General features: G+C 69.2%; 16 protein-coding genes and 1 tRNA gene. 11 read left to right on the top strand and 6 right to left on the bottom strand.

Annotated elements, in window-relative coordinates; genetic code table 11:
• The first annotated feature begins 104 nt into the window (after positions 1 to 104).
• A complete protein-coding gene (locus EV667_RS08135) occupies positions 105 to 704 on the top strand; it encodes a recombinase family protein (RefSeq protein ID WP_245516033.1) in 600 nt (199 codons plus the stop codon).
• 270 nt (positions 705 to 974) lie between these two features.
• On the opposite strand, the gene EV667_RS08130 is transcribed toward EV667_RS08135, so the two are convergent.
• A tRNA-Gln gene (locus tag EV667_RS08130) sits at positions 975 to 1,048 on the bottom strand.
• Between the two features lie 824 nt (positions 1,049 to 1,872).
• On the opposite strand from EV667_RS08130, the gene EV667_RS08125 reads away from it, so the two are divergent.
• Complete coding sequence (locus EV667_RS08125) at positions 1,873 to 2,079, top strand: DUF1127 domain-containing protein (RefSeq protein ID WP_131834735.1); 207 nt, start codon at positions 1,873 to 1,875, stop codon at positions 2,077 to 2,079.
• Here EV667_RS08125 and pbpC read toward each other — a convergent pair.
• Both pbpC and EV667_RS08115 read right to left on the bottom strand, forming a co-directional pair.
• Positions 2,066 to 4,177, bottom strand: coding sequence for a penicillin-binding protein 1C (pbpC, locus tag EV667_RS08120; protein ID WP_245516032.1), 2,112 nt, complete (start codon positions 4,175 to 4,177; stop codon positions 2,066 to 2,068). The genes EV667_RS08125 and pbpC overlap by 14 nt on opposite strands.
• The gene (locus EV667_RS08115) at positions 4,174 to 9,477 is read right to left on the bottom strand and encodes an alpha-2-macroglobulin family protein (protein ID WP_131834734.1); all 5,304 of its coding nucleotides are present in this window, start codon (positions 9,475 to 9,477) and stop codon (positions 4,174 to 4,176) included. Before EV667_RS08115 ends, pbpC begins: the two co-directional genes overlap by 4 nt.
• Before the next feature lie 276 nt (positions 9,478 to 9,753).
• Between EV667_RS08115 and EV667_RS08110 the strand changes: the two genes are divergently transcribed.
• The 9 genes from EV667_RS08110 to EV667_RS08070 all read left to right on the top strand — a co-directional run bounded on the left by EV667_RS08110 (position 9,754) and on the right by EV667_RS08070 (position 17,719).
• Positions 9,754 to 10,035: an acyl carrier protein gene (locus tag EV667_RS08110; RefSeq protein ID WP_018390121.1), complete on the top strand. Its 282-nt coding sequence runs from the start codon at positions 9,754 to 9,756 to the stop codon at positions 10,033 to 10,035.
• A 35-nt stretch (positions 10,036 to 10,070) separates the two neighbouring features.
• Positions 10,071 to 10,577, top strand: a complete 507-nt coding sequence (locus EV667_RS08105) for a 3-hydroxyacyl-ACP dehydratase FabZ family protein (RefSeq protein WP_131834733.1) — start codon at positions 10,071 to 10,073, stop codon at positions 10,575 to 10,577.
• Positions 10,570 to 11,754 carry a beta-ketoacyl-ACP synthase gene (locus EV667_RS08100; protein ID WP_131834732.1) on the top strand — a complete coding sequence of 395 codons (1,185 nt, stop codon included), beginning with the start codon at positions 10,570 to 10,572 and terminating at the stop codon, positions 11,752 to 11,754. The genes EV667_RS08105 and EV667_RS08100 overlap by 8 nt, the downstream gene beginning before the upstream one ends.
• Positions 11,755 to 11,793: 39 nt before the next feature.
• Complete coding sequence (locus EV667_RS08095; protein ID WP_131834731.1) at positions 11,794 to 13,074, top strand: beta-ketoacyl-ACP synthase; 1,281 nt, start codon at positions 11,794 to 11,796, stop codon at positions 13,072 to 13,074.
• On the top strand, positions 13,044 to 13,823 hold the full coding sequence (locus tag EV667_RS08090) for an SDR family oxidoreductase (RefSeq protein WP_131834730.1): 780 nt from the start codon (positions 13,044 to 13,046) through the stop codon (positions 13,821 to 13,823). The genes EV667_RS08095 and EV667_RS08090 overlap by 31 nt, the downstream gene beginning before the upstream one ends.
• A gap of 160 nt (positions 13,824 to 13,983) precedes the next feature.
• Positions 13,984 to 15,006: a zinc-binding dehydrogenase gene (locus EV667_RS08085; RefSeq protein ID WP_131834729.1), complete on the top strand. Its 1,023-nt coding sequence runs from the start codon at positions 13,984 to 13,986 to the stop codon at positions 15,004 to 15,006.
• A 27-nt stretch (positions 15,007 to 15,033) separates the two neighbouring features.
• A complete protein-coding gene (locus EV667_RS08080; RefSeq protein ID WP_131834728.1) occupies positions 15,034 to 15,939 on the top strand; it encodes a lipid A biosynthesis lauroyl acyltransferase in 906 nt (301 codons plus the stop codon).
• 191 nt (positions 15,940 to 16,130) lie between these two features.
• Positions 16,131 to 17,048 carry an aldo/keto reductase gene (locus EV667_RS08075; RefSeq protein WP_245516031.1) on the top strand — a complete coding sequence of 306 codons (918 nt, stop codon included), beginning with the start codon at positions 16,131 to 16,133 and terminating at the stop codon, positions 17,046 to 17,048.
• Positions 17,048 to 17,719 (top strand): DUF6064 family protein, encoded by a 672-nt coding sequence (locus tag EV667_RS08070; RefSeq protein WP_131834726.1) that lies wholly within the window; start codon positions 17,048 to 17,050, stop codon positions 17,717 to 17,719. The genes EV667_RS08075 and EV667_RS08070 overlap by 1 nt, the downstream gene beginning before the upstream one ends.
• Here the strand turns inward: EV667_RS08070 and EV667_RS08065 are convergent.
• From EV667_RS08065 to EV667_RS08055, 3 genes are read right to left on the bottom strand one after another with little or no spacing between them, the layout of a single operon-like run.
• Positions 17,716 to 19,071: an MFS transporter gene (locus EV667_RS08065; RefSeq protein ID WP_131834725.1), complete on the bottom strand. Its 1,356-nt coding sequence runs from the start codon at positions 19,069 to 19,071 to the stop codon at positions 17,716 to 17,718. The genes EV667_RS08070 and EV667_RS08065 overlap by 4 nt on opposite strands.
• Before the next feature lies 1 nt (position 19,072).
• Positions 19,073 to 19,462 (bottom strand): hypothetical protein, encoded by a 390-nt coding sequence (locus tag EV667_RS08060; protein WP_131834724.1) that lies wholly within the window; start codon positions 19,460 to 19,462, stop codon positions 19,073 to 19,075.
• A gap of 46 nt (positions 19,463 to 19,508) precedes the next feature.
• Positions 19,509 to 20,012 (bottom strand): DUF3833 family protein, encoded by a 504-nt coding sequence (locus EV667_RS08055; RefSeq protein WP_131834723.1) that lies wholly within the window; start codon positions 20,010 to 20,012, stop codon positions 19,509 to 19,511.
• Positions 20,013 to 20,019: the final 7 nt, after the last annotated feature.

Genomic DNA, 20,019 nt, shown 5'->3' with positions numbered 1-20,019 from the left:
GTTCTGATCGAACATCCTTTTTGCGGGGGGTGCCCGGCCTGCGGGGAAATATGCTCATTGGTTATTGTCTCGTCGAATCCGATGGCCGGACGAACGGCAGCGCCGTGTCCGGTCCCACCTTTCTCCCGGCGGGCGATCTGCTGGCTTCCAATGGCGGCGCGCCCGCGCGGGCCGAGCCGGAACCACCCGAGGCCGCGGCGCTGCGGGCGCTCGGTTGCGAGCATGTCTTTACCGATATTGACGACGATCGGCGGGTCGACCGGCCCGGCCTGCGGGCGGCGCTGGATTTTTCGCGCCTCGGCGATGTGCTGACGGTACCGGCGCTCGGCCATCTCGGTGCCGATGTCGAAGCGGTCGTCCGCATCGTGGCGTCCCTCAGCCAGAAGGGCGTGACGATCCGGCTGGGCGGCATGCCGATGGACATGATGATTCCCTCGGGCGAAGCGCTGGCCTTCGCCTGCCGCGCGCTGGTCCAGTTGACCGAGCCCGGCCCGGCGCCTGCGGCCTCGTCCACCGGCCCGCGGCGGCGAGGCCGGCCGCAATCGCTCTCCAACAAGGATATCGCCAAGGCCCATCGGTTGCTGGCGAACGGCAATGCCGTTCCGGAGGTAGCGCGGGCGCTCGGCGTCTCCCCGGCCACCGTGTACCGGATATTCCCCCGCCGCCCGTCGAAATCCGGGCACCCCGACGACACCGCGAACTGAACGGCGGTTGGGATCAGCGGATCGGCAGCGCGGATCGCCCGGGTAACGCCTGGCGATCCGGGAGGGTGACTTCGGTGTGGGGCTGGGATGGGAGCCGGGGGCATGGTCGTGCCAGCGGATGCCAGCCCTCTGCCGGATGGCCTGCGGCCTCGCCGCCAGTTGCCCATGGCCGCGCGCAGCCCTGTGCCGGCTTTACGATTGAGGTATTCGTGGGTTCATCTTGGCGCGCAACCGCAAAATAGATCTTTGGATTCAAAGACTTATCTGGGGTGGCTGGGGGACCTGGATTCGAACCAGGACTAACGGAGTCAGAGTCCGCAGTTCTACCGTTAAACTATCCCCCACCGTCGCGCCGCGAGCGGCGCTTCCGGGGCCTTCCGCGGCGACACTGTGTGTCGGGGCGCGGGGGCAGCGGCAGTGGCGCGCTCTATAAACGCTCCTGCCGGTTCGGTCTACCCCCTCGCGTGCAGTTTCCACGACCACCCCGCTGAAGGACTGGAAACGCTCGTCTTGCGGTCGGCCGGCGGGGCGCCACTCGGCCTCGATGCGCCTTCCGCCGGGCGGCGCCCTATCCGCCAGCCGCATGAAGGCGGCCCCATCGCGACGCCGATTCGACGAACACGCGACCGGCGGCTACGGAACGTGCAAAGGCTGGCACGCGCGGCTGGCGCACGGGGACCAGCGCACGTGATCGGCGGACGCGGGCGGGTTCGTCGGTTGGTCTGGCGTGTCGCGACAGAGCGGGCCCCGCAAGCCGCGCCACGCCGCGGGAGGCCGTCTTGATCGTTCTCTATTCCTTTCCCGCTTTTCAGCGCCGCCGACAATAATGGCTACGAGCTGAAGATCTTCGCCTGTCTCCGGCTGGCGCGCCCTCGTGCGGCATTGCCAGGCGATCCACGCCGCCATCGCTCCCCTCCAAGCGCGCGACGACTGACCGTCACTTTGGACATGGCTCATCAGCCAAAAGGCACATGAAAAGGCAGTCGAAACGGGACGGTCGAACCTCTTTCAACCATTTTGGTTGATTTATCGCGACCTTTGCCCTTAATGCCGGATTAACGGGCAAAATCAGGCATGCGCGAACCTCAGTGCTGCCATGCAGCATTCCGTCTTTTGCGCTGCGGTGAAACCTCTATATTCCGTGGCATACAGAATACTGGAGGCTCAAATGAACACCACGACCCTGAACCACACCACCTCGTCCGACTTCTTCTCCCGCGCCGTCGATGGCGTCGCCAGCTTCTTTGAAGCCATTGGCGAAGGCCGTCGCATTGCCCAGCGCTACGAGGCTCTCGCCCGTCTTTCGGACGCCGCCCTCGCCAAGCGTGGCCTGACCCGCCAGGACATCGCCCAGGCCGCTGTCAACGGCCGCTGAGACGTCCCGGCTGAGCGGCCCCGTCCGGATCGGCCGCTCCGCGAATACGCAAGGTGACGCTGTCGGTTGATCCAGCAGCGTCCATGACGGTCAGACGCACGAAACCCGCGCCCGCCGGCCGCCAAAACCATGTGGCGGCCCCGGCGGGCTGGCCGCCCGGCACGCCATCGACGAACACCGTCAGCTTGCCGGTCCCGCCGCTCACCTTCAGCACCAGCGGCTCGTCGCCCTCGCGCTCAAGGCTCGCCCCCTCGGGCGGAAATGCGATCTTCGGCCCTTCTTCCCCACTCCCCTGCCCTGGCGCCCGGCCGAAATGCCGAAGCGGCGGCGGCAATTGCGCGTTCTTCACGTCCACTGCCTCGCGTGGCGCCGGAGCGAACGGGGCTGGCCGGCTCACCAGCCGGGCAAAAGCCTCGAACAGGATCGGCGCCGCCGCCTCGCGCCCGATCATGCCGGGCACGGGCTGGCCATCGGGCCGCCCCACCCACACCGCCACCGTCCGGCGCCCGTCGAACCCCACCGCCCACGCATCGCGATAGCCGAAGGACGTACCGGTCTTGAAGGCGATGCGCCCGGCGCGCTCATTGCGCGGCGCCGGCGTGCCGGCCAGCGATTGCCCGAGATAGGCGGCGGCCACCGGGCTCATCAGTTGCCGGGCACCATCGGGGCCCGAGCCCGCGTCATCCAGCCGGTCGCGAAGGCCATTTGCCGTTCCACCATTGGCGATACCGGCATAGAGGCCAGCCAGCGCGTCGAGGCTCATGCCAACACCGCCCAGCCCGACAGCAAGGCCCGGCACCTCGCCCGGAGGCAGCTTCAGCGCGAACCCGGACTGCCCCAGCCGGCTGGCCAGCCGCTGCGGCCCCACCGCCTGCAGCAGCACCACCGCCGGCACGTTCAGCGACAATTGCAGCGCCTGCCTCACCGATACCGTGCCCTGATAGTCGCGGTCGAAATTGCGCGGCCGGTAGGCGCCGAAGCGTGCCGGCCGGTCCTCGATCAGCGTTTCGGGATGGGCGACGCCGTCCTCAAAGGCGAGGCCGTAGATGAACGGCTTGAGTGTCGAGCCGGGCGAGCGGATGGCCCGCGTCAGGTCCACCGCTCCGGCGCGCTCGGTGTCGAGCGGATCGGCGCCACTCACCCGCGCCAGCACCTCGCCGCTGGCATTGTCGACCATCACCAGCGCCAGCGACACACCCTTGCCGAGTTCGCGCACCCGCTCGCCCGCCAGCGCCTCCAGCCGCGCCTGCGCCGAAGCGTCGATGGCGAGTTCATGCACCTGCGCCGCCGGCTGCTGGCGCCGTGCGTTCTCTGCCGCGTGGGCCGCGAACATTGGCAGAGCGAGACGGCCGGCGGGCACCGGCGCGCGCCCGGCGAATTCCACCTCCGCCGCGCCGAACAGCCCCGCCTCGCTTAGCCGGGCGAGCACCGTGTCGCGCGCCCGCGCCGCCCGCGCCGGCTGGCGGTCCGGCCGGCGCGCTTCGGGGGCCTGCGGCAGGGCGACCAGCAGCGCCGCCTCGGCCAGCGAGAGGCGACGCGGCTCCTTGCCGAACCAGGCGAGGCTTGCCGCCCGCACGCCCTCGATGTTGCCGCCATAGGGCGCCAGCGTGAGGTAGAGCGCGAGGATCTCGCTCTTGCTCAGCCTTGCTTCCAGCTCAAGGGCGCGGCGCATCTCGGAAAACTTTGCGCCGAGCTTGGCCGCGAAACCGCTTCCCTCGCGGGGCTCCAGCAGCCGCGCCACCTGCATGGTCAGGGTGGAACCGCCGGAAACGATGCGCCCGTGAAGCAGCACCTGCCCCGCCGCCCGCAGCAAGGCGAGCGGGTCGACCCCGCCATGCTCCCAGAAGCGCTTGTCCTCATAGGCGACCAGCATGTCGCGGAAGCGCCGGTCGATGTCGCGGGTCTCTGCCTTGAGCCGCCAGCGACCGTCGGCGAGCGCGAACGGGCGCAGCAGCCGCCCCTCGCGGTCGCGCACCTCCACCGAAAGCGCGGGCGTCGGCGGCAGGGGCGCCGCCGCGCACACGCCGGCGAGCCACGCGGTGCTGCCCCCCGCCAGCAGCAGCGCACCGAGAACGGCGATGCCCGCCGCGCGCTTCACCGCACAGGACCTGTTACTTCGGTCTGGCCCGCGCCGGTGCGGGCGAAGCGGCCGGGGCGGTACATGTCCTCGACAATGGCCGGGGGATGCGCGTAGCGGCCCGGCGAGACGGCGCGCACGATATAGGCGACGCGCAGCAGCTCCGGCTCCTCCGAACCCTGCGTGCGGTCAAAGGCGGCGGCGAAGAAGGCGTCGCGGAATTCCGCATGCGCCGGCTGGGTGGTGTCGCCGAGCCACGCCAGCGCCCCAACATCGGAACCCACCGCCAGCGATGGATTGTCGATCTCGAAGCCCGCGGGGAGATGGTCGACCAGCAGCACATGGCTCTGCGCCGCCTCATCCTCCTGCGCCTCCAGCACCACGACGAGCCGCTGGTTCTGCGCCACCTTCGCCGGATCGGCCGGCACGCCGGCAAGGGTGAAGTAGCTGCGGGTAAGCGCAAACCCGTTCGCTGCCGCCGGTTCGGGCGCCACTGGCGGGCCGTCGATGGAGACGGCGACGTCGAGCGGGGTGGTGCCGCGATTGGTCAGCACGATCGGCCGCGCCAGTTCCTGCAGCGTCAGCGTGCGCTCATAGAGGCCGCTATGGGCGGTGCCGTCGACATCTACCGCGATCCCGCGCCCCTCGCGCAGCGCACGGGCCGCGAGCAGCAGCCAGGCATCCTCCTGCGTCGAGGTCGGGCCGGTATCGACGAAGGCCACCGCCACCCTCTGGCGGGCGGTGCGCGCCGTGCCGGTGAAGCCGGCCTCGGCGGCGAGCGTCGCCACCCCCGCCGCGTCGCGCAGCATTGAGCCGAAATCCGGCCGGCCGGATGTCACCGTCTCGGCGGCGCCGGGAAGCAGCTCCAGCGCCGCGCCGAACACCTTCTCCGCCCGCCCCTTGTCGCCGAGCATGGCGAGCGAGGCGGCGAGCTGGCCGCGCGCGAAGGCGCTCTTCACCTCGTCGAGCTTGGCATCCGCGACGTAGCGCAGGTCGCCCAGCGGCGCCCGCCCATTGCGCGCCAGCACATAGATGGCATAGGCGGTGCCGTCGTCCGTCGCGCCTTCGCTGGCATAGGCGAGCGCGTTGCGCAGCCGGTCAAGCGCCATGGTGAAGGGCTGTTCCGGCACGGCGTGGCCTCGCTCGCGGGCGCGGGTGAGGAAGTCGCTGACATAGGCGTCGAGCCACAGATCGTTGCCACCCGCGTCCCACAGGCCGAAGGAGCCATCCGAGCCCTGCCGGGCGATCAGCCGGGCAATGGCGTTGCGGATCGTCTCGGCCGGGTCCTTGGTCAGCCGGAAACGCGAGGGCGGGCCGAACTCGCTGAGATAGAGCAGCGGCAGCGCCCGGCTGGTGAGCTGTTCGGAACAGGCAAAGGGGTAGCGGTCGAGCGCGCCGATCAGCGCCGGCACGTCAAAGGCCGGGTCCAGCCCGGCGGAGACACTCACCCCGCCGCGCCCCGGCACGAGGTCGGCAACAAGGTCGGCGCTCAGCGTCAGCGCCGCCCCCGGCGCCAGCGTCTCGACGCTGCGGCGGGAGATGGCAGGATAGGCCGGCCGCACGTTCAGCGCATAGTCGCGGACAATAGCGAGCCCGCCGGGGCCGGACAGCCGCACCGAGACCTTCGCCGCGCCGATGCCGGTGCCGTCCATCTGCACGGCAAAGGACTGGCGCCCGCCCGCGGCGAGCGGCACCGTCTTCGGCGCGCTGGCCATTTTCACCGGCCCGTCCGTCACCAGTTCGAGCGCGTAATCGCCCGCCTCGCCATCCACATTGTCGAAGGCAAGGTTGAGCGTCGAGCGGTCGCCCATGGCGAGGAAGCGCGGCAGGGTGGCGGTGATGACGACGGGATCGCGGATCGTCACATCGGCCTGCGCATGCCCCACCGCCGCGCCGGACCACGCCACCGCCATCAGCCGGCCGGTGCCGTCGAAGGGCGGCAGCGCGAAGTCGATCGTGCCGCGCCCCTGCGCATCGAGCTTCACCAGCCCGGAGAACAGCGCCAGCGGCGGCTGCGTCGGCGGCTCGGCCTGCAGCCCGGCACCCATGGCGTCGCCACCGGAGCGCAGCCGCCCGCGACTGCCGAGCATGCCGTCGATGAGCTGGCCGTAGAAGTCGCGCACCTCAGTCCCCAGCGCCCGCTGGCCGAGATAGAAGCCATCGGGGTCGGGAGCCTTGAAGCCGGTGAGATTGAGAATGCCGACATCGACGAGGGCGAGCGTCACATAGGCCTCCCCCTCCCCGCTGCCCGTCACCTGCACCGGCACGGAAAGCGTCGTCTCCGGCCGCGCAAGGTCGGGCGCCTGCAGGGTGACGCCGAGCACGCGCTGCGCACGGTCGACACCGAACCAGGCAAGTCCGATGGCGCGGCCGGGATTGCGGCTTGCCGCCACGTCGAGCGGACGGTGGACGAAGGCCAGCGCATAGGCGCCCGGTCCCCATTCCGGGGCGACGGTGAAATCGATCGAAGTGTCGCCGGCCGGCACGTCGAGCGTCTTCGCCGCCAGCACGCCGTCGCCGACGACCAGCACGGTGGCCGAGCCGGCCATGCGGCTGGTGAGGTTCACCTTCAGCGTGTCGCCTGCGGCGTATTGCGCCTTGTCGAGGCCGACCTCCAGCCGGTCCGGCGCATCGGCGGTCGCCCCGCCGCCCCAGCCGGCATCGAAGGACACAGTGGTGGCCAGCGTGCCGTCCGTCACCTCCAGCCTGTAGCGGCCCCAGCCTACCGGCACGCTGAGCCGCGACGGGGCACCGACCGCGAGGTCGAGCGCGCCGTCGGCCACCTTGGCGATGGATTCGACCGGCTCGAAGTCCCAACTGCCGTTGAGGCGATACCATTGATAGCGCGTCTCGATGCGGTAGAGCGCCCATTGCGCGCCCTTGCGTGCGGCCGGCTGGCCGGCGGCGTCGAAGCCCTGCACCTCGAAGCCGGCCGTGGCGTTCTCGCCCGGCCCTGCCTTGTCGAACAGCGGCTTGACGCCGATGCCGTCACCGGCGGGGCGCACCGGCAGCACCAGCGAGCGACGCACCGCGCGCCCGCCACCCTCGTTCAGCGCGACGAAAATCTCCGCCTCCAGCGGCCGGGCGGTCGCCGGCAGGGTGGGCAGCGTGGCCGACAGGCTCGCCTTGCCCTGCGCATCCGTCACCGGCGCATCGGCGAGGGGCTGGCGCACGGGGGTGAAACCGTCGTCAACGTGGCCGAAGCGCCAGCCCGGCAGGCCCGGCCGTGCGTCGGCCACGCGCACCTCGATCTCACCGTCGACCTCCAGCCCCGCCGCCGGCGGGCCGAACAGCCAGCGCCCATCCGCCGCCACCGTCACCGGCGCGTTCGGGGCAAGGAAGGTCGCGGTGGTTGAGAGATCGAGCGCGAGGCGCTCGGGGACATAGTCCTCCAGCAGGAAGGTGGTGGACCCCACCGGCGCGCCGCGCGGGTCGACATAGGCCTCGACCCGCCAGGTGCCGGTCATGGCATCGCCCATCAGCGGATAGGTCAGCGTGCGCCCGCCTGCACCTTGGTCGTCCACCAGCACGCGCCGCTCCTCGACGCCGTCGGGGCGCTTGAACATCACCGTCAGCGGCACGCCCACGGCGGCCGCCACCTGCGGGCTGCGCAACAGCGCGGTAACATGCACCTCCTCGCCGGAGCGGTAGACGCCGCGCTCGGTGGTGACGAAGGCGTCGAAGCGTTCCGGCGCCGCCCGCCCGCCGACGCCCCGGTCGGTGAGGTCGAAAGCCTGATCGTCCAGCGAGAGGAAGGCATAGTCGCCCTCCTTCGCCTGCGCCACGATCACCGACGGCGCAAACCCTTCCGTGCCGCGCATCAGCCCTGCATCGAAGGCGGCGCTGCCGCTGGCGTCGGTGCGGACGGTGGCGAGCACGTCGTTGGATTTGGCGAGCAGGCGCAGTTCGACGCCTTCAAGCGGCTGCGCCGTTCCCAGCGCACGGACCAGCACAGTGAGGCCCTTGCTGCCCGACAGCGCGGTGAGTCCGAGATCGGAAACTACGAACCACTGCGTCGCCCGGGAGCTCCACTCGTCATTGGGGTTGGCGGCATCGCCGCCGGGACGGGCCGCCAGCACATAGACGCCGGGCGCCAGCGTCTTCACCGCCTCGTCCACGGGGAAGGAGGTGGTCACGTCCTCGTTCAGCGGCGAAGCCGTCTCCAGCTCGCCGGTAAAGACCCGCTCCGCCTTGCCGTCCTTCAGCTGCTGCAGGTCATAGCCGCCGAGGTCGCGGCGGAACTCGCCGTCGAGCGCGGTGGGAATCAGGCTGCGGTCGCCGATACGGTAGAGATCGACGGCCACGCGCGCGGTGTTGAGCGAGACCACGGGAATGCCGCGCGGCCCGGTGCGGGGCAGCACATAGTTCCGCCCGGTGAAGCGCACGCCCGGCTTGCGGTCGCGGACATAGATGGTGAGCGCGGCATTGGCGCGGAGCGGCTCGGCGGCGATGGAGGACGGCAGGCCCTCGCGGAGCGTCACATCATAGCTCTCGCCATGTTTCACGCCTTCGACGCAGAGCTGGCTCCCCTCCGCCGTCACCGCCGGCTTGTCGATCGGCCCGGCGGGGCCGCTCAGCGTCACATAGGCGGAATAGTCCTTGCCGCCCTTCACCAGCGGCTCGGAGAACTGCACGCAGATACGCGGGTTGGAAGCATCCGAATCGACGCTGTAGTCGAGGATGCGGAAGCCGCGCTCCTCGCGCAGCTTGTTATAGAAGGCGCGCTGCTCGGGAACATCGGCGTAGCCGAGCGCCGTGGCGAACGTGTCGAGCGCCGGGCGCCAGAGCGAACGCTGGTCGTAGAGATGGCCGATGGCGAACAGCGCCTCGGCCTGCTGCACGCGCGTCGTCGCCGCCCGGTAGGCGAGGAAGGCGGCCGCCTGCGCACGCTCCAGGAAGATATCGGCGCTTTCATTATCGTTCGGCTTGATACGCGAGAGCGCCCGGGAAAAGCGCTGCCACAGCCCGGCATCGCCCGGGCTCGCCTGCGCCAACCGTCCATAAAGACCGGCGGCGGTGCGCGCGTCGCCGGCAGCCAGCGCGGTATCCGCCTCCTTGCGCAGCTGGGCTGCAGGCTTCGGTAACGGGGAACGCTCACGCTGCAGCAGTGCCTGCAGCCGGCGCGCGGCCTCGACAAGCTCTTGCGGCGCATAGGTTTTCGGCAGGGCGTCGGCAACTGCATTGGCTGCGGCGGCTGCAGTCGGCTTTGCAGCCGGGGGCTTCGCGCTCTGAGCTGCCGCCGGTGCGATGAGCGAAAGCGCCAGCACCGACAGGGCCGTCCCCCGCCCGAGCCATGAAACGGCCGAAGTAAAGGGGATCATGGCACCTGCTCCGAAACTGACCGCATATCCGATGGCGCAACGATAGGACGAAATCGGCCGCGGGGCCACGACGATGCACCCCGCGGCAGCCTCCGCCGCAGCCCATGGCGACGGCACGGATGTCACACTGCCGAGGATTGCCGCGCCGCCGCCATTGAATCGCCGTTCGCGCTTAGGTATACGGGCCGACATCCATTCGGGGACCTGCGACGCGGGAGCGCCGGGCGAACCCATTCAACCGTGGCCGGACGCGGCTGCCGAGACCAGAGGCCTTTCATGTCGACCACGTTCGAGACCGTTGCCAACATCATTGCCGAGACGTGCGACATCCCGCGCGAGAACATCACGCCGGAAAGCCACGCGATCGACGATCTCGGCATCGACAGCCTGGACTTCCTCGACATCGCCTTCGCCATCGACAAGGCGTTCGGCATCAAGCTGCCGCTTGAAAGCTGGACGCAGGAAGTCAACGAAGGCAAGGCGACGACCGAGCAGTATTTCGTCCTCAAAAATCTCTGCGCGCGCATCGACGAGCTGATTGCTGCCAAGTCCGCCTGATCCGGCGGAAGGACGTCGTACAAGCGGGACAGGTGATGCGCCTCGAATATTTCCAGATGATCGACAAGGTGACCGAGCTCGATCTCGAAGCTCGCACCTTGCGAACCGCCAACACTGTCCCGTGCGAGAGCCCGATTTTTGAAGGCCACTTCCCGGGTCATCCGCTGCTGCCGGGCGTGCTGCTGTTCGAGATCATGGCGCAGAGCTGCGGCATGCTGCTGCTGCGGCTGCACAATTACGACCGCATGGCGTTTCTCGCCTCGGTCGACAAGGGCAAGCTGCGCACCTTCGTGGTGCCGGGCCAGGTGATCGACGTCTTCGCGCGCCTGGAACATGACGGCTCGGGCTATGCCCGGCTGAAGGCCGAGGGCCGTGTCGAGGGCAAGCTCGTCTGCAATGCCGACGTCACGCTCAAGACCATGCCCTTCCCGGCCCCGGAACTGCGCGGCTATCTGCTCTCCACCGCCGAGCGCATCGGCATGCCGATGGGCGACGCCGTGATCGACACGGTGGAACGCGCAGGAAATCTCACGCATGTCTAATCGTCGCGACGTCTGGATCACCGGCATCGGGCTCGTGTCCTCGCTCGGTGAAGGCCCGGAAGCCCATATGCAGGCGCTGTCCTCAGGCACCGCCCCGGTCGTCGACGCAACCGGCTTCGCTCCCTATGTCGTCCACCCGCTCGCGCCGATAAGCTTCGACGCGCAGATCCCCAAGAAGGGCGATCAGCGGCAGATGGAGCCGTGGCAGCGCATCGGCACCTATGCCGCCGGCCTCGCGCTGGATTCGGCCGGGATCAAGGGCAACAAGGACATTCTCGGCACCACCGACATGGTGGTGGCAGCCGGCGGCGGCGAGCGCGACCAGTCGGTCGACGGCGCCATCCTGACCGAGATCGAGAGCCAGCCGAACCCCGAAATCTTCCTCAACGAGCAGCTCCAGTCGAACCTGCGCCCGACGCTTTTCCTGGCCCAGCTCTCCAATCTTCTCGCCGGCAACATCTCCATCGTGCACGGCGTCACCGGCTCCTCGCGCACCTTCATGGGCGAGGAAAGCTCGGGCACCGACGCGGTCCGCATCGGCTGGTCGCGCATCGCGGCCGGCACCAGCGAGATTGCCTTGGTCGGCGGCGCCTATAATGCCGAGCGGCGCGACATGCTGCTGCTCTTTGCCCTCAAGCGCCTCGCCATGCACGCCCCCTGGGCGCCGGTGCTGGCGCAGCCCAGGGGCGTGCCGACCGGCTCGGCCGGCGCGTTCCTCGTCCTTGAATCGCCCGAGCACGCGACCGCGCGCGGCGCCAAGCCCATCGCCAAGCTCTCCGGCGTCTGGTCCGAGCGCGCCCAGCGCAACGAGCCCGGCGCCGTCGAGGCCGTGATCGAGGCCTTGATCAATCAGGCCAGGGGTGACGTCACCGAGGGCACGGCGATTCTGTCGGCCGCCTCCGGCGCGCCCGAGCCGACGGCCGCCGAAGTGGCCGTGCTGGCGCGTTCCGGCCTGCCGGTGCGCTCGATCACCGATCGCGTCGGCCATGGGCTCGAAGCACAGATGCCGGTGGCGCTGGCGATCGCCGCGCTCGCGGTCTCGCAGGGAAGCCTGTTTGCGCCCCTGGAAGGCGAGCCGCTCGAAAAGCCTTTCACCGAAACTCTATCGCGTGCGATAGTTACCGGCGTGGGGCATTGGCGTGGTGAAGGCGTTGCGCTCGTCGAGCGCGCGGACTGAATCGAACGACGGAAGCGTTGCGCTTCCGAGGAGCAGATCATGGCTTCCTATACCGACAAGGCCGGCCGGCCCATCGTCGTCGTCACCGGCATGGGGCTCGTTACCTCGCTCGGGCAGGGAAAGACGGATAACTGGGCGAAGCTGACCTCCGGCACGTCCGGCATCCATCGCATCACCCGCTTCCCGATCGACGCCATGCGAACCACCATCGCCGGCACGGTGGACTATCTGCCGAAGAGCAAGAGCACCGCGCCGGACCTCTCCGAGGAACTGGCGACGCTCGCTGCGGACGAGGCGATTGCTGAATCGGGCATCGGCGGCAAGGGTCGCTTTCCCGGCCCGCTGTTCTGCGCCGTGCCGCCCATCGAGCTGGAATGGCCGCAGCGCCGTATCCTCGCGCAGGAAGCCGCACCGAACGCCGCTGTGACCTATGACGACCTGCTGCGTGCCGCCGAGGCCAATGGCCACGACGCCTGGCACGAGCGCTTCCTCTACGGCTCCATCGCCGACCATCTGGCGGACCGCTTCGGCACGCGCGGCCAGCCGATCTCGCTGTCCACCGCCTGCGCGTCCGGCAACACCTCGATCCAGCTCGGCGTCGAGGCGATCCGGCGCGGCGACTGCGACGCGGCGCTGTCCATCGCCACCGACGGTTCGGTGACGGCGGAAGCGCTGATCCGCTTCTCGCTGCTCTCGGCCCTGTCGACCAATAACGAGGTTCCCGAGGCGGCCTCGCGTCCTTTCGCCAAGAACCGCGACGGCTTCATCATCGCCGAGGGCGCCGGCGCGCTGGTGCTGGAGAGCCTCGAACACGCTCTCGCCCGCGGCGCCAAGATCCTCGGCGTGGTCGAGGGGGTCGGCGAGATGGCGGACAGCTTCCACCGCACCCGCTCCTCGCCGGACGCCAAGCCGGTCATCGGCTGCATGCGCCGGGCGCTGGCCGATGCGGTCGTCGAGCCTGATGCCATCGACTACATCAACGCCCACGGCACCTCGACGCCGGAAAACGACCGCATGGAATTCACCGGCATGAGCGCGGTGTTTGGCGAGCGGCTGACCGGCATCCCGATCTCGTCCAACAAGTCGATGATCGGCCACACGCTCACCGCCGCCGGCGCCATCGAGGCGGTGATCTCGCTGATGACCATCGCCAATGGTCGCATCCCGCCGACGATCAATTACGAACTGCCCGACCCGGCCATCCCGCTCGACGTGGTGCCGAATGTGGCGCGCGACGCCACCGTGACGCGCGTCATGTCGAACTCCTTCGGCTTTGGCGGGCAGAATGTGTGCCTGGTCCTGACGGGCGAGCCGGCGTGAGCCAGCGTGTCCTCGTCACCGGCGGCGGGCGCGGCGTCGGCGCGGCCATCGTGCGCGCACTGGCGCTGGCGGGCTGCGAGGTCGTCTTCACCGTCCGCACGGCGGAAGCCGAGGCGCAGGCGCTGATCGCCGCGATCATGGCCGAGAAGCCGGACGCCCGCGTTGAAGCGCGCTCGCTCGACCTCGCCGACAAGGCGGCGGTGGAAGCCTTCGCCGCCGTCCTCGCCGAGGAGCCGACCTATTTCGGCTTCGTCCACAATGCCGGGATGAGCTACGACACGCTGGCCGCGCTGGTCGACCAGAACCGCGCCGAGCAGCTCATGCAGGTGAACTACTGGTCTTTCGTGAAGCTAGTGGGCGCGCTGGTACGGCCGATGACGCGCGCCCGCGCCGGGCGGATTGTCGCCATCGGCTCGATCGCCGCCGAAGTCGCCAATGCCGGCAATGCCATCTACGCCGGCTCCAAGGCGGCACTGGCAGGCTATTGCCGGACGCTGGCCATCGAGAGCGCCCGGCGCGGGGTGACGGTCAATGTCGTCGCGCCCGGCTTCGTCGACACGGCGATGCTGGCGCCCTATGCCGCCTACCGCGCCAATGTCGAGAAGCAGATCCCCGCCGGCCGCTTCGCCGTGCCGGAGGATGTGGCGGCGGTGGTCGCCTTCCTGCTGTCGCCCGGCGCCGCCTATGTCACCGGCGCGACCCTGCCGGTGGATGGCGGGCTCACCGCCGCACTAGCCATTCAGCGCTGATTTCGCTATCCAGCCTTCAGATTTTTCACGGGCGGCGCAGCCCCCTCATGGCCGGGCGTGACCCGGCCACCCAGACCCTGCCCTCGCGGTTCCGGTTCTGGATCCCCGGATACGGTCCGGGGATGGGGCGATTGGGCGGCTCGGTGCTTCGGAGTTTTCAATGCGCGCGCTTCAACTGGTCTCCGACCGCGAACTGATCCTTACCGACCTGCCCGCCCCCGGCGCGCCGGAGCCGGGCGAGGTGCAGGTCAGCGTCAAGGCGCTGGCGCTGAACCACATCGACGTCTGGGGCTGGCGCGGCATGGCCTTCGCCAAGCGCAAGATGCCGCTGGTGGTGGGCGCCGAGGCGGTGGGCGAAGTCACCGCCATCGGCGAGGGCGTCACCCGCTTCAAGCCCGGCTCGAAGGTTGCCATGTATGGCGCGCTGACCTGCGGCCAGTGCTCCAAGTGCCGTCAGGGACGCGACAATCTCTGCGAGGAGGTCGCTGGCGTGATGGGCTTCCATGTCGACGGCTTCGCCCGCGACCAGCTCAACATCAAGGAACGCCTGTGCGTGCCGATCCCGGACGGCATCTCCTGGACCGACGCCGCCACCGCGCCCGTCACCTTCTCCACCGTCGAGCACATGCTGTTCGACAATGCCAGGCTGGAGCCGGGCGAGACCATTCTGGTCCACGCTGCCGGCTCGGGCATCGGCACGGTGGCGATCCGCATGGCCAAGGAAATCGGTTGCACCGTCATCACCACGGCGGGCGATGACGAGAAGTGCGCCAAGGCGCTGGCGCTGGGCGCCGACCACGTCATCAACTACAAGACCGACCGCTTCGAGCACGAGGTGCGCAAGATCACCAAGAAAAAGGGTGTCGACGTGGTGTTCGAGCATGTCGGCGCCGAGACATGGAACGGCTCGCTGCTGTCGATGAAGCCGGGTGCGCGGCTCGTCACCTGCGGGTCGACCTCGGGCGTTTCGGTGAGCATGAACCTGATGCAGCTGTTCCAGCGCCAGTACCGCATCATCGGCTCCTTCGGCGCGCCGATCCGCGCGATTGCCGACGGGCTGAAGCGGATGGAGCGCGGTGTGCTGCCGGTCATCGATTCGCAGTTCCCGCTGGATCAGTTCGGCGCCGGGCTGGAGCGTCTGGAGACGCGCCGCGTGTTCGGCAAGGTCGTCATCACCTTCTGACGCCGGCAAGGATCGAAGCAACCGCTGATGGCTGCGCCCCGCCCCTGGACCACGCGCCTGCGCGATGCCACGCTCTCGGCGGGCGTGTGGACGCTGGCGCGCCTGATGCGCCTGCAGCCGCCGCGCTTCGCCTCGTGGGCCGGAGGCTTCTGGGCCCGCAAGATCGGGCCACGCACCTCGATCCACCGCATTGCGCTGAGGAACCTGCGCCTTGCCTACCCCGAGAAGACCGAGGCCGAGCGCGAAGCCATTGCCATCGGCATGTGGGACAATCTCGGCCGCATGGGCGGCGAGTTCGTCCATCTCGACCGCATCTGGCAGTACAATATGTGGGAGCCGGCCAAGAGCCGGATCGAGACCACAGGCGTCTCCAATTTCGTCGCCATGCGGATCGACGGCAAGCCGGCCCTCGTCTTCACCGCGCATCTGGCGAACTGGGAGCTGCCGGCCATCGCCGCCGCCGCACAGGGGCTGGACAGTGCGGTGCTGTTCCGCGCGCCCGACAATTCGTTCCTGGCCGATTTGCTGTTCGAGGCGCGCAGCCGGGTGATGGGCAATCTGGTCGCCGCCTCGCATGTGGCGGTGTTCGAACTCGCCGCCGTGCTCGACCAGGGCAAGCATCTCGGCATCCTCGTCGATCAGGCACGCCGGGGCGGCCCCACGGTTCAGTTCTTCGGCCAGCCCTGCTCGGCCAATCCCACCATTGCCCGCCTCGCCCGCCTTTATGAATGCCCGGTGCACGGGGTACGGGTCATCCGCCTGCCGGAGGGGCGTTTCCGCATCCAGTGCACGCCCGCGCTCGACCTGCCGCGCGACGCCAAGGGCAAGATCGATGTCGACGGCGCCATGCAGATGATCACCTCGGTGGTTGAAGGCTGGGTGCGCGAGTATCCCGATCAATGGACCTGGTTCTACAAGCGCTGGCGGATGTAGACCCGCCTCGCCCGGCGCCCCCCCGGGGCAGGCTCGACCTCCCTGCCCCCACCTTCGTGCACGGACGAGCGACGCGCGCCGGTCTCGTCTCGCCGCACGAATGAGCCGCCCACGCAGCTGTGATCCCCCACCCCGGTGGACGCGATAGGATCAGACCTTAGGTCAAGGGTCGTAGCGCGACGGGAGAGTTGGTGACACTCACACGCAGAAGTCTCATGGCAACAGCCGCCCTCGGCACCGCCATGCTCGCCCTGCCGGCGGGGCGGGTGTTCGGTAAGACGGCGCCCCTTGCCCGACCCATCCCCTCCTCCGGCGAACAGATCCCTTCCATCGGGCTCGGCAGCTGGATCACCTTCAATGTCGGCGACGATACGGCATTGCAGGCGGAGTGCACCGCCGTCATGGCGGCGTTCTTCGCGGGCGGAGGACGCATGATCGACAGTTCGCCGATGTATGGATCCTCGCAGGCGGTGATCGGCCGCGGCCTCGCCACGCTGGGGCGACCGGACACGCTGTTCTCGGCGGAAAAGGTCTGGACCTCGTCGGGCACGAATGGTCCAGCCCAGATCGAGCAGACGCGCCGGCTCTGGGGCGTGGAACGTTTCGATCTCCTGCAGGTGCATAATCTGGCGGGCTGGGAGGCGCATCTCGACACGCTCTTCGCCATGAAGGCCGCAGGCCGGCTGCGCTATGTCGGCATCACAACGTCGGAGGGGCGCCGTCACGATCTGGTCGAGCAGATCATGCAGCGCCACCCGCTCGATTTCGTGCAGCTCAGCTACAACCCGGTCGACCGCGACGCCGAACAGCGTCTGCTGCCGCTCGCGGCCGAGCGCGGGATCGCGGTGATCGTCAACCGACCCTTCCAGCAAGGCGCGCTGACACGGCGTCTCGACGGCGAGCCGCTGCCGCAGTGGGCGGCCGAGGTCGGCGCGACGAGCTGGGCGCAGCTGATCCTGAAGTTCATCCTGGCCGAGCCGGCGGTCACCGTCGTCATCCCCGCCACCACCCGCGTCGACCATGTACGGGAAAATCTCGCCGCCGCCGGCGGCGCGCTGCCCGACAGGGACTTGCGCGGGCGCATCGCCGCCCATATCGGCGCGCTTTAATGTCCGAATGGTGGACCTATCGGCTGGACGACTTCCTGCTGTTTTCGCCCCGCGTCTACTGGCGACTGTTCGAGGCGCAGAACGCGGCGCTGTGGCCACTGCATCTGGCGACGACCTTGGCAGGGCTGGTGCTGGTACTCGTGATCCTGCGCTGGCCCGGCCGGGCGATGCTGTGGACCGGGCTCCTTCTCGGTCCCGTCTGGGCCCTGGTAGGCTGGTCGTTCCTGCTGCAGCGCTATGCCGGGATCAACTGGGCCGTTGCCTATGCCGCACCGGCCTTCTTCGTGCAGGCCCTGCTGCTGCTCGCCGCCGCCCTTGTGCCCGGCGGCCCGCTGATGGGGCGGCTCGACGCCATCGCGAATACCGGGCTGGGGCTGGCTCTCGCCGGCCTGCTGCTTTATCCCGCGCTGCCGTTTGTCACCGGCCGCCCGCTCGCGGGAGCGGAAATGTTCGGCATCGCGCCCGACCCGACCGTCCTGGTGACAATCGGCCTGCTGCTCATGGCGCGCGGGCGATGGCTTGCCGTGCTGCTGCCGATTCCGCTCCTGTGGTGCCTGTTCAGTGGCCTCACCTTGCTGGCGATGGGGGAGGCGCAGGCCTGGCCTATGTTGGCGACGTCCATGCTGGCCGCCGTGCTGGGGGCGCTGAGGCTGCGGCGCCGGGCGCCCTAGCCGGGCCGGTGCACCGCCGCCGCGCCGGCGTCGATTTCGCGACGCAACCGGCCCTGCGCGGTCTCGTCGAGCGGAAATCCCCACATCAATGCAATCGCCGCCAGCTTGGCCGGAATAGGCAGCCACGCATAAAGCATGGCCAGCGCCGCGCTGGCTTCCGTCGAGGGCGCACCATCGCCGGGTTGGTAGCCGGCCCAGTCCAGCAGCGGAAAGGTGACGCCCACCGCGATCGCCAGCGCCAGCTTGGTGGCAAGCGCCCAGAGCGCGAAATAAAGCCCCGAGCGCTGTTCGCCGGAGGCGGCGGTGTCCACATCGATCACATCGGCCTGGATCGCCGGCGGCAGCGCCACATCGAAGGCGAGCAGCAGGCCGGTGGCGGCGCAGATGAGCGCGAAGGGCACGACATCGCCCGGCCCGAGCCAGCCGGCGCCGGCAAAGACGACGCAGGCCACAGCCATGGCGCCGCACCAGGCGCGGTGCTTGCCGAAGCGGCCCGCGCAGCGCAGTGCCAACGGCAGCCCGGCCACCCCGCAAAGGAAATAGAGGAACAGCAGCGGCCCCTGCAGCGCGGCCGCGCCGATGCGGTCGGCGACGAAGTAGAGAAACAGCGTCGCTGGAATGGCGTTGGCAATGCCGTTGAGCAGGAACGCGGCGATCAGCCGGAGGAAGGGACGATTCGCCCGGAGATGGCGCAGCCCCGCACTGAAACGAAGCCGCGCGCGTGTCCGGTTGGCCGGCTCCGGCACGCCGAGGACACAGCCGGCGGTGGCGAGCGGCAAGGCGACCAGCACGAACACGCCCATCGCCGCGAGCCCATTGAAGCCGCCCGCACTGCCGCCGATGCCGATCGCGAAGGGCAGCGCGATGGCGAGCAACGTGCCCAGCAGCGTCACGGCCTCGCGCGCGGCGACCACCCGCGCGCGGCCGCGATAATCCGGGCTGATCTCGGCGCCCCAGGCGGTGTAGGCGAGGCTGAGGGCCGTATAGCCGAGGGACAAGCCGAGCCCCCACAGCACGAGATAGGCGATGCCCGCTCCCGCGCCGGGCCAGAACACCATGAACGCGCACAGCGCCGTGACCGGCGTCGCCACCAGCATGAGCGCGCGCCGCCGACCCATGGCGGGAGCGATATGGTCGGAGGCCCAGCCGAGAAACGGGTCGGCGACGGCATCGAGGATGCGGATCGCCAGCAGGGCGGTGCCGACGGACGCGAGCGAGAGCCCGAGCGCCTCGGCATAGAAGCTCGGCACGATCACGTAGAAAGGCAGCGCCAAGGCGGCGAGTGGCAGCGCCGGCAGCGAGTAAAGCGCGAGGCGCCGGACAGGAAGTTCCCGCGCCTCCTGGGTTGCCACGTCAGCGACCCATCACGGCAGTTCCGGACAACCCGTCGTCGCGTGTCCACGCAATCTTCGTGGGCCCCAGCGAGGTGATGGTGAAGCAATAGGTGCGGCCGTCGTACCAGGTCGGCCATTTCTGGCAGAGCCGGTCATCCTTCACCCACCAGCGGCCCTCCTCGCGCGGGGCGAGCATGGCGCCAACGGAGAAGCCGGAGAGATCGCCGGAGACGACCCCGTCATCGCGGTAGATCAGCGGCAGGGTCACGCCATAGGGGGTGCTCAGCCGCACCAGTTCGCCGCCGATCCTTTCCTTGATCTCGGCGCCACTCAGCGGCTCCGCCACGGCGGGCGCCGCCGCAATAACGAGAAGAAGTCCGATCGAAGCGGATGTCAGATGGGAGCGCATGGACTTCCTCCGGAAATGTAGAGGGAAAGCGAGGAGTGGAACGGTCCTAGGGCCGACGGAACGCGACCCGAGTCAGAGCCACCGGAAAGCCGTACTTCGTGACCCAGGCGGTGTTCAGCACGGTGCTGTCGTCGCGCAGCACCATCTTGTCGTGGAAGCGCACAAGGTTTTCATCGGCGCCGGCATCGAGGTCGACGACATAGCTGAAGGTGGCGGTGTCGCCCTTGACGCTGACCAGCGTGTCGCCCCGCACATCCTCGCGCGTGCCGCGATAGCGCCCCGGCCCCAGCTTCTCGAACCGCCACGTCTTCCGGTCCTTCTCGCCGTCGGCGAAACGGAAATCCTCCACGAGGGTGAGCACATGCCCGTTCCAACGACCGTCGAGGTCGACGGTAAAGGTGCGCTTCACCCCGTTGATGGCGGAGAAGGAGCCTTCGGCAACCGTGCGGCCGGCGAAGAACTGTTCGAGCACCAGATCCCGGGCCTGAGCCGACGAAGCGCCAAGCCCGACAAAGGCGAGCATCCCGGCAAAGAGGAGCGTTCTCATCAATGGTACC

This window comes from Ancylobacter aquaticus (assembly GCF_004339465.1).
Lineage (GTDB): Bacteria > Pseudomonadota > Alphaproteobacteria > Rhizobiales > Xanthobacteraceae > Ancylobacter > Ancylobacter aquaticus.
Note: the sequence above shows the minus strand (reverse complement) of the source record. Positions and strands in the feature narration are given on the sequence as shown.